We start from the raw sequence: 17385 nt of genomic DNA, 5'->3' as shown, positions 1-17385 counted from the left end.
TGTATGATAGAATATTTAAAAAGCACAAAATGATAAAACAAAGATTGGTATCAAACTTCGAGAACATTCTTAGAGCGAAGGTTCACTTTTTTATGAAGAAATCCATCTGGAAATACTTGATATTGACTTTAATTCTTGGGTTTTTGAAACCAATAAACGGATTAAGCTCAATAGTAACAGCGCTGATATTTTTTGCAGGAATCAATTTAATATTGTGGCCTTTGCAATACATAAGTGCTAAAAGTTTTGCTAAAAAAATAAACTTTGACGCCACGGTAGAATTTAATGAAACTGAAATCAAAATTAATCATAACAATAAAGACTTAACCGAATTGAAAGATTGGAATTGGATTAAGAATATTGAATTGAACAAAGAAAGTATATGGCTAACTTTAAATCAAGCAAGACCATTTGCAATAGCAATTCCGAAATCAAAATTGAATGCTTCTGAAATTGAACTGTTCGAGAGAATGAAGAAAAACAACCAATAATTATAGATGATGATGTTGTATGTCGGTCTCGCCAAAACTCTTGTGAATTTTCTATTTGATAAATACTTCTGTTATGCATAGAAAAATAATGACTAAGAATACTTCTTTTATCCTAATTACTCTAATGACCTTGTTGTCTTATGGGCAAAACTCATTGACTGATTTTCTTTCAGCTGCTCCCATTTCTCTTTTTGATAACACTACCGAAGGAATTTCATCTGGAGAAATAAATAATTTGGTTAAAAAAGGAGAATCTACAAATTGGAAAGTTTCATTTCAAAATAAAGAAAGATTAACAATTTCATGTAAGCATCCGTTTTCTCAAGTAACATTGTTTTTTCTAACCAAAACTGATGGCACTTTAATACTTGTTTCTCATACAGAAAATGAAAAAACATCTACTATCGATACTTGGGAAAAGAGTGGTAGTAATATTCTAAAGAAAATTAATGTATTGCCATCTATACAAGCAAAAGATTTTTTCTTAAAGGAAAATCAATTTAAAGGAATATCAGAATACAATAGTCGTGTATATTATTACTTAGATATGGAAACATTAACAATTAAAGCACGCTTTGATACATGGATGATAGAGCACGAATATTTTACTGAAGATAAAAGTGTGGACTACAATATATCGTTAAAGTGGAATGGTACGAAATTTGAGGTGCAAAAGGCAAGGTAATTAAAGCAAGAAATCTCTTGTGTTGCATTTGGTTTTCTTCGGAAAATACAAGTGAGCAAACCATAGCACTAACCAAACATTGTAAACTACAAACTGCATGAAATGTTTCTATTTTAAATTCGTAATATTTTTATTGTTATCAATCTCAATGCATTCTCAAACCTTAGATACTCTTGTGGATATTGGAGGTTATAAAATGCATTTCAAAATAATGAAAGGAGAAGGAACTCCAATTCTTTTTGAAGCAGGTGGAGGGAATGATGCTTCTGTTTGGAGTGATATATTAGAAAATATTCATGAAGTTACAGGTACAACACTAATATCTTATGACAGGTCAGGGTTTGGAACAAGTGAGTTAAATTCGAATTCAAAAAACGAATCTGATTTTGGAATAGAAAACGGTGTAAAAGAACTAGAAGCAGGACTTTCGAGGTTGGGTTATAACCAAGAAATTATTCTAGTTTCTCATTCTTATGGCGGGCTTTATAATTTATTGTACGCAAATAAACACCCTAAAAAAGTGAGGTCTATTGTTTTAATCGATGTTACGCTTAGTAATTTCTGGAATGAGGAATTGTTAACAATGAGAGATCACAATGTTGATATTAGTACTATAAAAAAGCCTTCGGGTGATTATTATTTAAATGTGAATTTCAATGAAACAATGCGCTATGTGCGAAATATGGAATTCCCAAAAAACATATCAATTATAAATGTTTTCCCTGAAAATTCTTTTCCAAGTTACCCTGAAATACTTTCAGCTCGATGGCTAAAACTTCACAAAGAACTTGGTGACCAAAATGATAATGTAGAAAATGTTTTAGCCGAAGGAAGTGGTCATGCTGTTTTTCAAGATAATCCAGGGGTAATAATTAATACAATTATAAAGGCATACTCCGAAACCTTAGACGGGAAGAAACAAAATGAGTTTTTGAAAAAGGCTTTCGATAATGCTATCGATTTGTCTATTCAAACTAAAAAAGTTGAAACTGAGAATAAACATTCGGAAGGTGATTTAAATGAATGGGCATATTCGCTATTGAGAGGTGGAGCGTTAGACAAGGCGTTACAGATTTTTAAATTGAATATCATGCTGTTTCCAAATAGTTGGAATGCTTATGATAGTTATGGCGAGGCTTTATTGCAATCAGATAAAAAAGTAGAAGCAATTGAGGCGTATGAGAAATCCATTGAATTGAATCCGAAAAATGAAAATGCAAAAACAATGTTGTTACAAATAAAGCAGAAGTAGTTATTAAAGCCCTTAAAGTGAGTCTAGTCTAAATTGAAATTTAGATTGTTTTTTTATTGTTATGATAATAATTCCGATATTTGAGTGTCATAAAATTAAATAAATGAGTACTTTTTTATTCAATCATATAGCGCTTTCTGTAAAAGATGTAGATCAATCTATGGCGTTTTATCAAAAGTTGTTTCAGTTGAAAGAAATTGAGAATACAGCCTCCGGTTCTAAGACAAGGTGGTTATCAATGGGCGAAGGGAAACAGCTTCATCTTATTCCGCGTCCAGATGCTGAAATAAAAACAAATAAGGCTGTTCATTTTGCTTTAGCAACATCTAATTTTAACGCATTTGTATTGCATCTAGATGAGTTGAAAATAGAGTATTCCGATTGGCTCGATACGCCAAATAAAGATTACATACGAAAAGATGGAATCAGGCAGGTTTACTTTCAAGACCCAAATGGATATTGGGTTGAAGTAAATGATGATGTTCAGTAAATTAAAAGCTTTTCCTTGTAATTTATTTCATTAAAAAGCGTCATACACAGGGACTATTATAATTCAAAAAAAATATGAACTCACTATTAAAAGTAATCTGTTGCCTTACAATTTCTTCTTGCTTGGCTTGTCAATCCGATAAAAAGTCGACCACTGAAACTATCCTTGTAAAGGAACAGAAAACCATGCAGCGAAGCAGTGAGTTTAATGAGTATTGGTATAGTGGCACGGCAGAGTTAAATAGTTACACATTAAAACAGTCGCGATATGGAGAAATTCGTGAAGGTGAAGTTGTTTTGGTTTTTGTAACCGAGCCTTTTTCGCTAAGTAAACAAGTGAAGTTGGATAACCCGAAAGAAGCTGGAGAAGATTTAGTTCCGGTTATGAAATTAAATCATGTTCGAAAATTCACTACAGGTATTTACGATTATTCTATTGTAACCTCTTCTTTTACACCTGTAGATTTTCAAAAACATCCCAATACATTAAAGCTGAATACAAGCATTCAGGAATGGTGCGGACATACATTTACGCAGCTTAACTTAGATGGGAATAATTACGCTTTTAAACAGTTTTCTTATTTTGAAGCCGATGGAGATACAGAGAAAACTATCCCTGCGGCAATGCTGGAAGAAGAACTGATGACGCGTATACGTTTAAATAAAGGTCAGTTGCCTTTGGGGGAAGTTGATATCATTTTTTCAACGATATACAGTCGTTTTGCTTATAAAGATTTAGAAGCGACAAAGGCTGAAATTACTAAAACAGAACAAGACAGTACTATACGTTATAACATTGCCTATCTAAGTTACGATAGAAAGGTTTCTATTGAAGTAGAGAAAAACTTTCCGTATAAAATACTATCATGGACTGAAGATGATGGAGATGGGTTAGTAACGGAAGCACGATTGAAAAAAAGTATTCAAGAACCATATTGGAGCCAAAAGAAGTTGTCCGACGAAGTTAAAAGAACTGAACTACAATTGGAAAAATAGAGGTTTCATGAATTGCGCCTAAATAATTGTTTTACAGAGCATCTTCAAAGTAAGATTATTAGTAGAGAATCGAAATTTAAATTTTATTTGTTAAATTAGGCAAGTAAACAAGCTTCGCATGTGCTCTAGGCAATTCAATTTAAAATGAAAATATTAAGAACAAACTCTAAAAACCTAGATTTTATTGAGTTGGTAAAACTGCTAGATAAAGATTTAGCGATAAGAGACGGTGAAGACCACGCCTTTTACGCTCAATTTAATAAGGTAGATAGTATTAAATATGTGGTTCTTGCCTTAGAAAATCAAAAACCACTTGGCTGCGGTGCTATAAAAGAATTTAGCCAAGACACTATGGAAATTAAACGCATGTATACCTCTGAGGAAAGTAGAGGAAAAGGTATAGCTTCAATGATGCTTGCAGAGTTAGAGCAATGGGCCAAAGAACTCGGGTTTAAGCAATGTATTTTGGAAACAGGAATAAAGCAACCAGAAGCTATTGCATTGTATGCGAAAAACGGCTATCATTCAATACCTAATTACGGACAATATTCTGGAGTTGAAGATAGTAGGTGTTTTAAAAAAATAATATAAATTTTCAGGAAGTATAACCCTTAAGAAATCAAGGATGATAAGAAAAATATATGTTTTATGTGTTTCAATTTTGTTTCTGTCTTGTAAAGAAACTAAAAAGGAAAGCTCAAAAGTAAATTTAAAACCAGCAACTGCTATTGAAGCATCTGAGAATTTCGATTGGTTATTAGGAAAATGGAAACGCTTAAACGAAGAGGAAGGGAAAGCGACTTTTGAACACTGGGAAAAAATTAGTAAAACCGAATACTCTGGTATTGGTTTTACCATGCAAAACGCAGATACCATTAAGCAAGAAAATATAGGATTAGTTAAAGTTGGTAAGCAATGGGATTTAGTAGTGAAAGTTCCTGAAGAAACACAATCGGTTACGTTTAAAGGTGTGGCTCATGCTGCAGATCAGTTTACATGTGAAAACAATAAAATCGATTTTCCTAACAAAATAAAATATTGGAAACACGGAGATAATATGCATGCCATGGTATCTGGAGGTGAGATGAAAATTCAATTTGAATTCGAAAAAATAAAATAATATAAGCTCAGTTTTAGTATTTAGATACCTAAAAGGCTGTATGGAGTAAGAATAAACACAAACCACTATGCAAAAGGAATGTCCAGAGTGTGGCGATAAAATTGTTGGCAGAATTGATAAAAAATTCTGTTCCGATGGTTGTAGAAATGGCTATAACAATCGGGTAAATAAGGATAGTAAAAACTTAATTAGAAACACCAACAATAGACTTCGGAAAAATTATCGCATTTTAGAAACCTTAAATCCAGATAAAAAAACGAGAACCTCACGTGCTAAATTAATCGAGCATGGTTTCGATTTTAATTACTTTACTAGTATTTATACCACTAAAGCACAAACGGTATATTATTTTGTTTACGATCAAGGATATTTAGAACTCGAAGGTGATTATTACGCATTAGTAAAACGAGAAAGTTAATTAAATTATGGATAATGTTTTATCGCTTTTTCAAGAGAATAAGCACTTTTTAATTCCTGTTTTTATGTTTTCGACTATCATCCTAATAGGTTTGTTGTCGTATTATTTCAGTAAAAAAAACAGAATGCTTCGGGAGTTTAAAAAGACCCGTAAAAAAAGCATAAACAGTATAAAAAGAAACGAGTACGCAAAAATTATAGGTAAGGCCAAGCATGTTGGCGAGCCTTTGGTTGCGCCTTTAAGCGGCAGAAAATGCGTGTATTATCATGTTGTGGTTGAGGTTAAGGGTAATAAGAGTTGGCGTAAAATTATTGACGATGTTGAAAGTCAAGATTTTTTTATTTCCGCAGCAAGTGAAATGGCCATTGTAAAAACTTCTAACTTAAGAGTAGATTCTAAATACATTCATTTAGTGAAAGATTTTAGTAAAAACTCAGGATTTAGAAAAGATGCCCCAGCGAATTTAGAAGCTTATTTAAAAAAGCATAGAGAAAAAAGTACAGGGCTGTTCGGTGTTAATAAACAAATGCGTTATAGAGAAGGAGTTATTGAAATCGATGAGAATATTGCTGTAAAAGGCATGGCGGAATGGGAAAGTTTGAGGGAACCTATAAAAGGGTATTCATACTCTAAAATACTAACACTAACAGGTACAAAAAAACAAAAGCTTTTAGTTACAGATGAACCAAAAGCTTTGTTGCGTGTAAATGTATTGTAATGCGTTTATTTCCAATTTTGTCCCTTTAAAGTCATTGCGGCTTTTAGAACATCTTTTTGACTAATTTGCCCCACTAATTTGCCGTTTTCAACAATAGGGAATCTACGGCGTTTAGCAGATAAGAATTTGTTGGCAGCATCAAAAATATTCATGTTGCCATCAATAGTATCCACATTCATGGTAATATGGTTTTCAATAGTTTTATCTTGCATAGGCATATTGTAATAGCGACTTTCGCTAATTTGTTTAATACAATCTCCTTCAGAAATTACTCCAATCAATTCGTTGTTTTCATTAACAACAGGTCCTCCAGAAATGCGGTGCGTAATTAACTTTTGCATGACGCTTTCTATGGTTTGGTTTGGCGTAAATGTTATTAAATCTGTTGTCATATAGTCACTTACCTTTAGCGGTGTGCTATCGACTACGTTGGCTTGCTGCTTTCGCGCGCCTTGAAAACTTTTTATTCCCATAGTTGTTTAGTTTTAATTAAAGTAATTCTAAATGTAGGGAATTTATTCCGATTTTCCTAAAAGAACATCAACTCTAATAATGGCATTTATAAAAATTGTATATTTAGATATATAAATTTATAAGGTGTTGTTATGATAAAAAAGGCTGTCGCTTTGCTCATTATTATTGGCGGAATTTACTGGAGTTTTTTGGCGCTACTGCCTCAAAATATATCTAGTTTAGATGAGGTAAACCAAAATTTTTCTACACAACGTGCTTTAGTTCATCTTAAAGAAATTTCAAAAGAACCTCATTTTTTAGGAAGTGATGCACATCTAGACGTGCGTAATTATATTGAAACCCAATTACAGAAATTAGGTTTAGAAACTCAAATTCAAGAAGGCTATTCCATTCGTGATTGGGGTAATTTAGCAAAACCCAAAAATATAGTTGCTCGAATTAAAGGACGTGAAAATGGTAAGGCGCTTTTGTTGTTAACACATTACGATAGTAATCCACATTCCTCAATTGGTGCAAGTGATGCGGGGTCGGGTGTTGTAACTATTTTAGAAGGTGTTCGCGCTTTTTTAAGTAAAAATGAAACGCCTAAAAATGATATTATCATTCTTATTTCCGATGCGGAAGAATTAGGTTTAAATGGTGCCGATATTTTTGTTAATCATCACGAATGGGCAAAAAATGTAGGTTTAGTTTTAAATTTTGAAGCTCGCGGAAGTGGTGGTCCAAGTATTATGCTTGTTGAAACTAACCAAGGTAATGCGGGTTTAATAGAAGGCTTTGTAAAAGCTAATCCGCAATATCCTGTTGGTAACTCGTTGTTTTATAGTATTTATAAAATGCTACCTAATGATACCGATTTAACACGGTTTCGTGAAGATGCCGATATCGATGGTTTTAACTTTGCTTTTGTAGACGATCATTTCGATTATCATACCGCTATGGATACTTACGAGCGGTTAGATATAAAGACCTTAGAACATCAAGGTTCTTATTTAATGCCAATGCTTAAATATTTTAGTGAAGCTAATTTAAGTGCTTTAAAAAGTAATGAAGACTTTGTGTATTTTAATGTACCTGTTTTAAAAATGGTTAAATACCCATTTTCATGGATAATACCTATGGTTATTCTGGCATTTATCGTGTTTATTGGGCTTTTAATTTATGGAGGTAGAGCACGTGTTTTTAAAAGAGCCGATGTTGGTAAAGGTTTTTTTGCATTTGTTGTATCGCTTATCGTTTCGGCTGTAGTTGGTTTGTATGCTTGGCCGGCTTTAAAATTTATATATCCACAATATGGCGAAATTCTTCAAGGGTTTAGTTATAACGGGCATACTTATATTGCGGCTTTCACCTGTTTGTCTTTAGCAATCTGTTTCTTTGTTTACAGTAAAATCCACAAGCCAGGAAATGCAGCAAGTTTACTTATTGCTCCATTATTCTTTTGGTTGGCTATTTCGGTAGCCGTTGCCTTTGTTTTAGAGGGTGCTAGTTTTTTAATCGTGCCTTTGTTTTTTGGTTTGTTGAGTTTATTTATATTAATTCGAAAAAGGAAGCCAAGTATTATTAGTCATGCTATTTTAGCTTTGCCGGTACTTTTATTACTGGCTAATTTTGTGCAAATGTTTCCTGTGGGCTTAGGACTTAAAATGATGGTGTCTTCCATGGTTTTGGTTGTTTTAATATTCGGACTTTTAATTCCTGTTTTCTCTACTTTCAAACATAAAAAAAGATGGTCTTATGGTTTTCTTTTAGCAACTGTTTGCTTTTTAATTTCAGCTCATGTTAATTCAGGCTTTTCTCCAGAAAACCCAAAGCCTAACAGTTTGTGCTATATTTTAGATGCCGATGAAAATAAAGCAGTTTGGGCGACTTATGATAACGTTTTGGATACTTGGACTATTCCTTTTTTAGGAGAGCATCCTATGGCGGCCACAACCATAAAAGATTATACCATTGCAAGTAAGTACGGCACTAGTTTTACGTATGCTACAGAAGCACCGGTAAAATCACTAAAAGCGCCGCAAATGGTTATTGGGCATGATACTATTATTGGCGAATTTAGGCACGTAGAACTTTGTATTACGCCGCAACGCAAAGCAAACAGAATTGAGGTGTTTTCCGATTCGACAAATGTTTTTAATGCGGCCAAATTAAATGGTGTTGCTATTCGCGATAACGAAAAAACAGGGTTGGTGTTTAATAAGCGTAAAACTAATAGACTGTTTAGCTATTATATTTCAGATGAAGATCCTTTGGATATACAATTAGTACTTCCGAAGGAACAAAAAACAACTTTTGTTATTTACGAAACCTCTTTTAATTTGTTAGAAGATGAAAGTTTTGATGTTCTTAAAAGAGCTGATGATATGATTCCGAAACCTTTTGTTTTGAATGATGCTGTTATTCTTAAAAAATCAATTACTATCGAATAGTAAAATATTGGTAATCTTTTAACAGTTTAAATGTTAAATTTTTATAGTTTTAGCTTTTTAAATTAATATAGATAGATGAGAAAGATTTTATTACTTGTTGTTGTAGCATGTGGTTTTCAAATGCAAGCGCAAACAAATTCAGATTTATTAAAACATTACGAAGGATATTATAAGCAAATGAGGCTACAAGGTGATGTGCAAGGTATTATAAATGCCATGACGCATTTAAATGTTTTGTCTCCATCGGAAGCACGCCAAGATACATTGGCCTACATTTATATGAGTGAAGGTAAATATGTGCAGGCTTTAAACACAATAGGTGTTGTAAAAATGTCTACCGATTCTGATATTGCAGTTGAGGTAAAAGCAGTGTCTTTAAAAGCAGTAAAACGACCTAAGTTAGCTATAGAGCATTTTAACGAAATGTTTAAAAGAGAACAAAACCCGTTAGTAGCTTATGAGTTGGCAGAATTAAATATGCAAACTAATATGCAAGCAGAGGCCCAAAAGCATATTGATTATGGTATCGCCAATTCGGAAGCAGATATGAAAAAGGCTTTTTACGAAACACAATCGCCTTATGAAGTGCCATTAAAATCGGCTTTTATGTATTTAAATGCTTTAGCAACTTACAATAAAGATAAAAAAGCAAATATAGATGCAGCTGTAGATATTTTAGATAGTATTTTAAAAGAAGCGCCTAATTTTAATTTAGTACAGCTTACTAAAACAGAGTTGTTAAGGCAAAAGCAAGTGATGCAAGCTCAGGCTGCTCAGGATAAAAAATAAGAATAGTATAGTATTAAAAAAGGCGTTTTCTAAATATAGAAAACGCCTTTTTTGTTTTTATTAATTATATGTTATTACCAGATTTTTACACGATTTTCTGGTTCAATATACATGTTGTCTCCAGCTTTAATATCGAAAGCGCTATAAAATGCATCGATGTTAAGTAAAGGTTGTACAGCTCTGTTCATTCCAGGAGAATGCGGATCTGTTTTTATTCTTGTCTTTAAAGCATCGTCTCTCATCTTGCTTCTCCAAACGGTTGCCCAACTCATAAAAAAGCGTTGTTCTGGTGTAAAACCATCAATAGGCTCTGGTCTTCCGTTAGCTTCTAAATCCATTTGTAAAGCATCATAAGCAGCATTAACACCACCTAAATCTCCAATGTTTTCACCAAGTGTAAAAGCACCGTTAATATGTACATCAGGTAAAACTTCAATAGCGCTATATTGATCGGCTAAATTTTTTCCTAAAGCTTCAAATTGTTTTAAATCTTCATCGGTCCACCAGTTGTTTAAGTTTCCGTTTTTATCATAGCGAGATCCAGAATCATCAAAACAGTGTGAAATTTCATGACCAATTACAGCACCAATACCTCCATAATTTACAGCATCATCTGCAGTGAAATTGTAAAATGGTGGTTGTAAAATAGCAGCAGGAAAAACAATTTCGTTGTAAGGTGGGTTAAAGTAAGCGTTAACTACTTGTGGAGCCATACCCCATTCGCTTTTATCTACAGGTTTAGATAGCTCTTCAATGGTTTTTTTATGATTCCAAGCTCTAACGTTAAGTATGTTTTGTAAGTACGATCCGTTTTCTTCTGGACCTTCAATTTGCAATTCTGCGTAATCTGTCCATTGATCAGGGTAAGCAATTTTTACTTTTAGAGCTAGAAGTTTTTCAATGGCTTTTTCCTTAGTTTCTTCCGTCATCCATGATACATTCGAAATTCTATTCTGGAAAGCAAGAATTACGTTTTTAATCATGCGTTCTGCCTTTGCTTTAGCTTCTGGCGGAAAGTAGTTTTCTACATATAATTTACCTAGCGCTTCACCAACAGTATTGTTTACAGTGCCTAAAGCACGTTCGTTTAAAGGTTTTTGAGCCTTAGCTCCACGAAGTTCTTTACTATAGAATTCCCAGTTTGCTTTAGCTAAATCTGTGCTTAATAATCCAGCAGCATCATTAAAGCTGTTCCAGCGTAAATAAGCTTTCCAATCTGCTACGTTGTTTTCTTTTAAAATACCTTGTAAGGCATCAAAATACTTTACTTCGCCAACAATTACAGTATCGATAGATTTCACACCAATACCTTTAAAATAAGCATCCCAGTTTATAGCTGGCACCATGTTTTGTAAATCGGCAATAGATCTTGGGTTAAAGCGTTTACGTGCATCACGACGCTCTACTTTGTCCATTTTTGATTGTGCTAAACGTGTTTCGAAATCTAAAATTTGTAAAGCTTCAGAGCTTGCTTCTTCTTCCGTTTCTCCTAAGTGTTGTAACATTTTAGAAATGTGTGCTAAATATTTAGCTCTAATTTCTTTCGAGTTTTCATCGTCGTTAATGTAGTAATCACGATCTGGTAAACCTAAGCTGCCTCCACCTATATAACCAACATTTTTGTTACTGTCTTTAGGGTGAGCGCCCACATAAAAACCAACAAAACCAGAGCCACTTTTAGATTCCATTTCTATAATGTAATCTTGTAAGTCTTGGATGTTTTCTATAGCATCAATTTTTGCTAAGTAAGGTTTTAATGGTTCTATACCTTGCTTATCTCTAGCAATAGTATCCATTATGGTTTGGTATAATTTTACCGCTTTATCTTGATCCGAACCAGCAACAATTTCCGTTTTCTTTAAATCTTTATCTGTCGATAATGCTGCTTTTAAAATAGTAAGCGCATCGTCGTCTGTTTTTTGTCTAAGCTCGTCAAAACTTCCCCAGCGTGTTCTGTCTGATGGGATTTCGTTGTTGTCTAACCATTTTCCGTTAACGTATCTAAAGAAATCGTCGTTGGGTTTGGTTGTAGTATCCATGAATTCTAGGTTAATTCCTGGTACAGTTTCAACTTGAGCTATAGTTTCTTTTTTTTCGTCGGTTTTACAAGCGACAACAGAAAGAAAAGCAAGCCCACTTAATAGGGATAGGTAATTAGGTTTCATTTTCAATTTTTAGGTTTATAGTGAGTTATAGTGTTAAGATGTAATCTTATGCGCTAAAATACATATAAATTCTACTTTATAGAAGCAGATTTGTTTAAAAGTGAAAATGAGGTTAAAAAGAAGGTTTTATGGTTTAGCTATGTTAATACCGTCGGCTTCAATTTTTTGGTTCATTTGAAAGTTGAAGTTAGAGAACGATATTAAGAAATCTTTTATAGTTAAAAGAAGTTCGTCTTTGCTTGTAGATTCTAAGTTAGCTAAGCTTTTTAGTTTGTAAAGATGTGTTTCTAAGGCCGAAATTCTAGCTAGTGTAGCATCGCTATTCACGGCTTCTGGGATATCCTTTTTTAAATCGCGTAACAGTGTTTTTATATTTTTATCGTTATCATAGAAAAAAACTAAATCTCCTTTTTTTACATTGTTGATGTGGGTTTCTAATTGAAAATATTCTGCCCAATCTTCAATAGCTTTTTCTGTTTTAACATCTAAGGCGTATTCCACATATTTAAGTTGTGCTATACTTTTTTCTGAAAGGTTTTGAGAGGTGGTTTCTTCAATTTCGGTTTCAACCTCAGTGTCTTGTGTTTTTTTACACGCCGAAAATGAAAGCAAAATACTTAGAGTAATTAAAATTTTAAACGTCATTATAATTCAATTAAAAAGATAGGTTACAAATATATACTAATCCGCAATGTGTTTGGTAGTAAGTAGAACGAAATGGTGCTATATTTTGTTGTATTTAAGTTTGGTAATAGCGATAAACACTTGATTTGTAAAAAAATAAAGTGTTTTTAAAATAATTGTAATTAATTGTATCTTTGATGCAATGCCAAATGTGTTTAAAGAATAAAGCGTTTCTTAAACTTGGTGAAATCCCTAAATTGTAATTAATATGTTAGAAAATTTTTGGTTTAACGTGGAGTATGGTGTTAATCACGTACTTGATATAAATGCCTATGATCATGTTTTATTTTTAATTGTTCTAACGGTTCCGTACCTGTTTAGGGACTGGAAACGCGTACTTTTATTAGTTACAATGTTTACTCTTGGGCATACTTTATCCTTGGTTATGGCAGCTTATGGCGTGATTACTGTAAATGGTGCTATTGTTGAGTTTTTAATACCTGTTACCATTATGGTTGCGGCACTTTTTAATGTGTTTACAGCGGGTAAAGGAGCGCAAAAGGAAAAAGTTGGCATTTTGTTTTTAACCACACTTTTCTTTGGTTTAATACATGGTTTAGGTTTTGCACGAGAATTTAAAATGCTTTTAGGGAGCAACGATAATAAAATTTTATTGCTTTTAGAATTTGCCTTAGGTATAGAATTAGCACAAATAATTATTGTATTTATTGTGTTGTTCTTGGGGTATTTAGTGCAAACTATTTTTAGATTTTCTAAGCGTGACTGGGTTATGGTTATTTCGTCTATTGTGGTTGGTTTAGTGATTCCGATGATACTAAATAGCGACTTTTTATCTTAATTTTTGATAAAACTTTAACTTACAGAGGTTGTAATTAAAATACAATCGAACTATATTCGTTTAATCGAACAGACAGTTTTGCGTTAGGGATTGATGCGGCATCCTTTTTTTATGAATTCGACTGCCAAAGCAGTAGTATTAATAGAAAAAGATATAGCGGAAAGCCCGACCCGAATAAGCCTATTGTATTTGGGTTAATGCCTGAGATTTAAAATGAGGGTAACGCCATAATTAAAACGAATTGATGCCAAAAAATAAACAACAAAAATATGATAAGGCCTATTTGCGCATTGCGAAAGAATGGGGTAAATTATCGTATTGTAAACGCCGACAAGTTGGGGCGATAATTGTAAAGGACCGTATGATTATTTCGGATGGTTACAATGGAACACCGTCTGGTTTTGAGAATTTTTGTGAAGATGATGAAGGATACACAAAATGGTATGTTTTGCATGCCGAGGCCAATGCTATTTTAAAGGTTGCAGCTTCTACGCAATCTTGCAAAGGTGCAACACTTTATATCACAATGTCGCCGTGTAAGGAGTGTAGTAAATTAATACACCAAGCGGGTGTTGTAAAGGTGGTTTATCACGATTCTTATAAAGATGATTCGGGTTTAAGGTTTCTTGAAAAAGCAGGAATTGAACTCGAACAAATAGTTGATTTAACAGCAGAATGACCTATCAAAAAAAATATTTGCCATTGATTTTAGGCGTAGCTATTGCTGCGGGTATTTTTATTGGAGGGAAGTTGAGTTTTTCGGGGTCGTCGGACCGGGTTTTTACGAAAAACAGTAAAAAGGAAAAACTTAATAGACTTATTGATTATATCGATTACGATTACGTAGATGATATAAATACCGATAGTATTGTTGATGTTACCGTAAATGGAATTTTAGAAAATTTAGATCCGCACTCGGTGTATATTCCTAAGGAAGAAATGGAGGGTGTTGCCGAGAACATGAAAGGTGATTTTGTGGGTATTGGCGTTAGTTTTTATCCGTATAAAGATTCCATTGCCGTTATTCGTTCTATTGAAGGCGGGCCAAGTGAAAAAGCCGGTATCAGAGGTGGAGACAGAATTGTGATGGCCGATGGCGATACACTTTACGGAAGTAAACTTCGTGAAAACGATATGGTTAAAAAATTAAAAGGCCGTATTGATACCGATGTAAAACTTAAGATTTTTAGAAAAGGTGAGCCGGAACTTTTGGATATTACTGTAAAGCGTGATCTTATTCCAATAAAAAGTGTGGATGCGGCTTATATGTTAACTAAAAAACTAGGTTATATTAAGGTGAATCGCTTCGCGGAAACCACTTATGATGAGTTTAAAACAGGTTTAGATAAATTAATTGAAGCCGGAGCCACTGAAATTGCTTTGGATTTACGCGATAACCCTGGTGGTTTTCTAGATACTGCAAATAAAATTGTAGATGAATTTTTGGAAGAAGATAAACTTATTTTATTCACTAAAAATAGACGTGGCCAAATAAATAAAAGCTTTGCCACAGATGAAGGTGATTTTGAAGATGGTAAAATTTATGTGTTAATTGATGAGAACTCTGCTTCGGCTAGTGAAATTGTTGCGGGTGCTATTCAAGATAACGATAAAGGAACTATTGTAGGGCGACGTTCTTACGGTAAAGGTTTAGTGCAACGTGAAATGGAATTGGGTGATGGTAGTGCCGTACGTTTAACGGTATCTCGTTATTATACACCAACGGGACGTTCTATACAAAGACCTTATAAAAATGGCAATAAAGATTATTACGATGATTATTTTGAGCGTCTTGAAAGTGGTGAGCTTTTAGATTCTGAAAAAATACAAGTAGCCGACTCCTTAAAGTTTACAACACCTGGCGGAAAAGTAGTTTACGGTGGTGGTGGTATTATTCCTGATGTTTTTGTGCCTATAGATACAAGTATGCAGAATGAAACATTAACGTTTTTACAGCGTCGTGGTTTTATGGGGTATTTTGTGTTTGAAGAGCTTGAGAAAGACCGTCATAAATATGATGAGATTTCGCGTAGTGATTTTATAGAGTCTTTTGAAGTAGGAGACGATATGGTTTTTGCCTTTCAAGATTATTTAAACTTAAGAACAGATACCGCGATTACCTTTGTGGCTTATCAAAAAGAAATAAAACAGTTTATTAAAGCAACTCTAGGTGATCAATTATTTGGAGATGGCGCATTTGATGAAATCTTTAACAAGAGTGATACCATGATAGAAGAGGTGATTAAACTGAGTGATGAAGGTTTAGCTGTTAAGGAATAACTACTATTTAGGTTACTATATAAAACTAAAAACGCCCGATTTAATTAAATCGGGCGTTTTTGTTATCATCTAAAAAAAAAGGTGTTTTTATTTTCCTTTATTTACTTTATCAATGTATTTCTGTAAAGCCATAGTCATAGAAGGTGTTTCTGGTGTTGGCGCAGCAATATCTACACGTAAACCTTTTTCTTCTACTGCTTTAATTGTAGTGTTTCCAAATACAGCGATACGAGTATCATTTTGTTTAAAATCTGGAAAGTTTTGAAATAAAGACTCTATTCCCGATGGACTGAAAAATACAAGTATATCGTAAAGTACATCAGCTAAATCTGTTAAGTCACTAACCACAGTTTTGTAAAACGTAGCTTGTTTCCATTGCACACCTAAAGCATCTAAAGTATCTGGTACTTCCGGTTTAACTTTATCTGTAGTTGGTAACAAGAATTTTTCGTCTTTATATTTTTTAATAAGTGGAGAAAGTTCTGCAAACGTACGTTTTCCAACATAAATTTTACGTTTTCTATAAACCACATATTTTTGTAAATAATAAGCAACAGCTTCCGATTGGCAGAAATATTTAAGACTATCAGGAACTTTAAAACGCATTTCGTCGGCCACTCTAAAAAAGTGATCTACAGCATTTCTACTTGTTAATATAATGGCTGTGTACTGGCCTAAATCTATTTTTTGATGTCTAATCTCCTTGGCAGAAACCCCTTCAACATGAATAAAAGGACGGAAATCTATTTTCACCTTTTGTTTTTCTTCTAAATCGAAGTAAGGTGAGTTTTCTATTTTAGGTTCTGGTTGAGATACTAAAATGGTTTTCACTTTCATAAGCGCAATCAGTTTTTATTCTGTTATTTTGAAGCCAAAACCTTATATAAAAATAGATAAGGTGCGATTTCAAGTGCGCAAAGATACAAAATAAAATAAAACAAGTTGTTTTTTATTAAATTTTGATGTCTTTTAAATGAGGTTATTAGCCCGATTAAATTAACTAAAACAAGTAGCCCAATAAAGCCGTATATTACTTGTGTTGTTGGGGATAATGTGAAAAGTAAAAGGCCATTTATGGGTAGTAAAATAACACCTAAAAAGTTTTTGTAACTAATTTTTTGAAATACATACTGGTCTACAAGTCCATCTATAGAAAAAATACTACCTAAAAGGCGTTCTAAAAGTACTTTTATTAATATAAAAACCGATATGCCAACGGCTATTTTAAACATTAAATTAATAGAGACATCGGTAATGTTATAGGTGTGTTTATAAACAATGTAACTAAACACAGATGCCGATAGAATTAAGTTTCCAAATAGTAGAGCGTCAAACTTGTCGAAAAACTTCTGATCTCGAGCATAAATATTAAGATACTTCGAGTTTATTACCACAAAAGTGAAGTCCGTAAAACGTTTAGGCGCAGTAAGTTTTGCTATAGCAATAACCGCCATACCTATTATTAAAAGTATGGTAAATAGTTCGTTTGATGGAATAGCTCTAATCACGGTATAAAATTATTATAATTATTAGTAAAACAGCTAAAATATTAAGGAATTTTTAAAGAACCCGTATTTTAAAAAATGTACATTT

The 17385-nt window shown here is 33.2% G+C and carries 19 protein-coding genes; 14 read left to right on the top strand and 5 right to left on the bottom strand.

What is annotated here, in order from left to right:
* Positions 1 to 29 precede the first annotated feature (29 nt).
* The 9 genes from DFQ06_RS09570 to DFQ06_RS09530 all read left to right on the top strand — a co-directional run bounded on the left by DFQ06_RS09570 (position 30) and on the right by DFQ06_RS09530 (position 6169).
* Positions 30 to 491 carry a hypothetical protein gene (locus tag DFQ06_RS09570; RefSeq protein WP_133967432.1) on the top strand — a complete coding sequence of 154 codons (462 nt, stop codon included), beginning with the start codon at positions 30 to 32 and terminating at the stop codon, positions 489 to 491.
* A gap of 88 nt (positions 492 to 579) precedes the next feature.
* Positions 580 to 1176 carry a hypothetical protein gene (locus DFQ06_RS09565; RefSeq protein WP_133967431.1) on the top strand — a complete coding sequence of 199 codons (597 nt, stop codon included), beginning with the start codon at positions 580 to 582 and terminating at the stop codon, positions 1174 to 1176.
* A gap of 148 nt (positions 1177 to 1324) precedes the next feature.
* Positions 1325 to 2428: an alpha/beta fold hydrolase gene (locus tag DFQ06_RS09560; RefSeq protein ID WP_160491508.1), complete on the top strand. Its 1104-nt coding sequence runs from the start codon at positions 1325 to 1327 to the stop codon at positions 2426 to 2428.
* Positions 2429 to 2531: 103 nt separating this feature from the next.
* Entirely contained in the window at positions 2532 to 2918 is a 387-nt protein-coding gene (locus DFQ06_RS09555) for a VOC family protein (protein WP_133967427.1), read from the top strand.
* Positions 2919 to 2992: 74 nt separating this feature from the next.
* Positions 2993 to 3913, top strand: a complete 921-nt coding sequence (locus tag DFQ06_RS09550) for a hypothetical protein (RefSeq protein WP_133967425.1) — start codon at positions 2993 to 2995, stop codon at positions 3911 to 3913.
* Positions 3914 to 4057: 144 nt separating this feature from the next.
* A complete protein-coding gene (locus tag DFQ06_RS09545) occupies positions 4058 to 4504 on the top strand; it encodes a GNAT family N-acetyltransferase (protein WP_133967423.1) in 447 nt (148 codons plus the stop codon).
* Positions 4505 to 4538: 34 nt separating this feature from the next.
* Complete coding sequence (locus DFQ06_RS09540; protein WP_194235714.1) at positions 4539 to 5033, top strand: hypothetical protein; 495 nt, start codon at positions 4539 to 4541, stop codon at positions 5031 to 5033.
* A gap of 67 nt (positions 5034 to 5100) precedes the next feature.
* The gene (locus DFQ06_RS09535; protein WP_042496435.1) at positions 5101 to 5451 is read left to right on the top strand and encodes a hypothetical protein; all 351 of its coding nucleotides are present in this window, start codon (positions 5101 to 5103) and stop codon (positions 5449 to 5451) included.
* 7 nt (positions 5452 to 5458) lie between these two features.
* Positions 5459 to 6169: a hypothetical protein gene (locus tag DFQ06_RS09530; RefSeq protein WP_042502487.1), complete on the top strand. Its 711-nt coding sequence runs from the start codon at positions 5459 to 5461 to the stop codon at positions 6167 to 6169.
* A 5-nt stretch (positions 6170 to 6174) separates the two neighbouring features.
* Here the strand turns inward: DFQ06_RS09530 and DFQ06_RS09525 are convergent, their stop codons facing one another.
* Positions 6175 to 6642, bottom strand: a complete 468-nt coding sequence (locus tag DFQ06_RS09525) for a CBS domain-containing protein (protein WP_042502489.1) — start codon at positions 6640 to 6642, stop codon at positions 6175 to 6177.
* A gap of 132 nt (positions 6643 to 6774) precedes the next feature.
* Between DFQ06_RS09525 and DFQ06_RS09520 the strand changes: the two genes are divergently transcribed.
* On the top strand, positions 6775 to 9075 hold the full coding sequence (locus DFQ06_RS09520; protein ID WP_133967421.1) for a M28 family peptidase: 2301 nt from the start codon (positions 6775 to 6777) through the stop codon (positions 9073 to 9075).
* A 75-nt stretch (positions 9076 to 9150) separates the two neighbouring features.
* A complete protein-coding gene (locus tag DFQ06_RS09515; protein ID WP_074936865.1) occupies positions 9151 to 9864 on the top strand; it encodes a hypothetical protein in 714 nt (237 codons plus the stop codon).
* Between the two features lie 74 nt (positions 9865 to 9938).
* On the opposite strand, the gene DFQ06_RS09510 is transcribed toward DFQ06_RS09515, so the two are convergent.
* Both DFQ06_RS09510 and DFQ06_RS09505 read right to left on the bottom strand, forming a co-directional pair.
* Positions 9939 to 12029, bottom strand: coding sequence for a M13 family metallopeptidase (locus tag DFQ06_RS09510; RefSeq protein ID WP_042502496.1), 2091 nt, complete (start codon positions 12027 to 12029; stop codon positions 9939 to 9941).
* A 126-nt stretch (positions 12030 to 12155) separates the two neighbouring features.
* Entirely contained in the window at positions 12156 to 12674 is a 519-nt protein-coding gene (locus tag DFQ06_RS09505) for a hypothetical protein (protein ID WP_133967419.1), read from the bottom strand.
* Positions 12675 to 12921: 247 nt separating this feature from the next.
* On the opposite strand from DFQ06_RS09505, the gene DFQ06_RS09500 reads away from it, so the two are divergent.
* The 3 genes from DFQ06_RS09500 to DFQ06_RS09490 all read left to right on the top strand — a co-directional run bounded on the left by DFQ06_RS09500 (position 12922) and on the right by DFQ06_RS09490 (position 15792).
* Positions 12922 to 13512 (top strand): HupE/UreJ family protein, encoded by a 591-nt coding sequence (locus tag DFQ06_RS09500; RefSeq protein ID WP_042496450.1) that lies wholly within the window; start codon positions 12922 to 12924, stop codon positions 13510 to 13512.
* A 244-nt stretch (positions 13513 to 13756) separates the two neighbouring features.
* Positions 13757 to 14191, top strand: coding sequence for a deoxycytidylate deaminase (locus DFQ06_RS09495; RefSeq protein WP_042496452.1), 435 nt, complete (start codon positions 13757 to 13759; stop codon positions 14189 to 14191).
* A complete protein-coding gene (locus DFQ06_RS09490) occupies positions 14188 to 15792 on the top strand; it encodes a S41 family peptidase (RefSeq protein WP_074936868.1) in 1605 nt (534 codons plus the stop codon). Before DFQ06_RS09495 ends, DFQ06_RS09490 begins: the two co-directional genes overlap by 4 nt.
* An 87-nt stretch (positions 15793 to 15879) precedes the next feature.
* Here the strand turns inward: DFQ06_RS09490 and DFQ06_RS09485 are convergent, their stop codons facing one another.
* Entirely contained in the window at positions 15880 to 16629 is a 750-nt protein-coding gene (locus tag DFQ06_RS09485) for a uroporphyrinogen-III synthase (RefSeq protein ID WP_042496453.1), read from the bottom strand.
* 23 nt (positions 16630 to 16652) lie between these two features.
* Complete coding sequence (locus DFQ06_RS09480) at positions 16653 to 17300, bottom strand: DUF4271 domain-containing protein (RefSeq protein WP_042496456.1); 648 nt, start codon at positions 17298 to 17300, stop codon at positions 16653 to 16655.
* Between the last annotated feature and the right edge of the window lie 85 nt (positions 17301 to 17385).

This window comes from Algibacter lectus, assembly GCF_004368925.1.
Classification (GTDB): domain Bacteria; phylum Bacteroidota; class Bacteroidia; order Flavobacteriales; family Flavobacteriaceae; genus Algibacter; species Algibacter lectus.
Note: the sequence above shows the minus strand (reverse complement) of the source record. Positions and strands in the feature narration are given on the sequence as shown.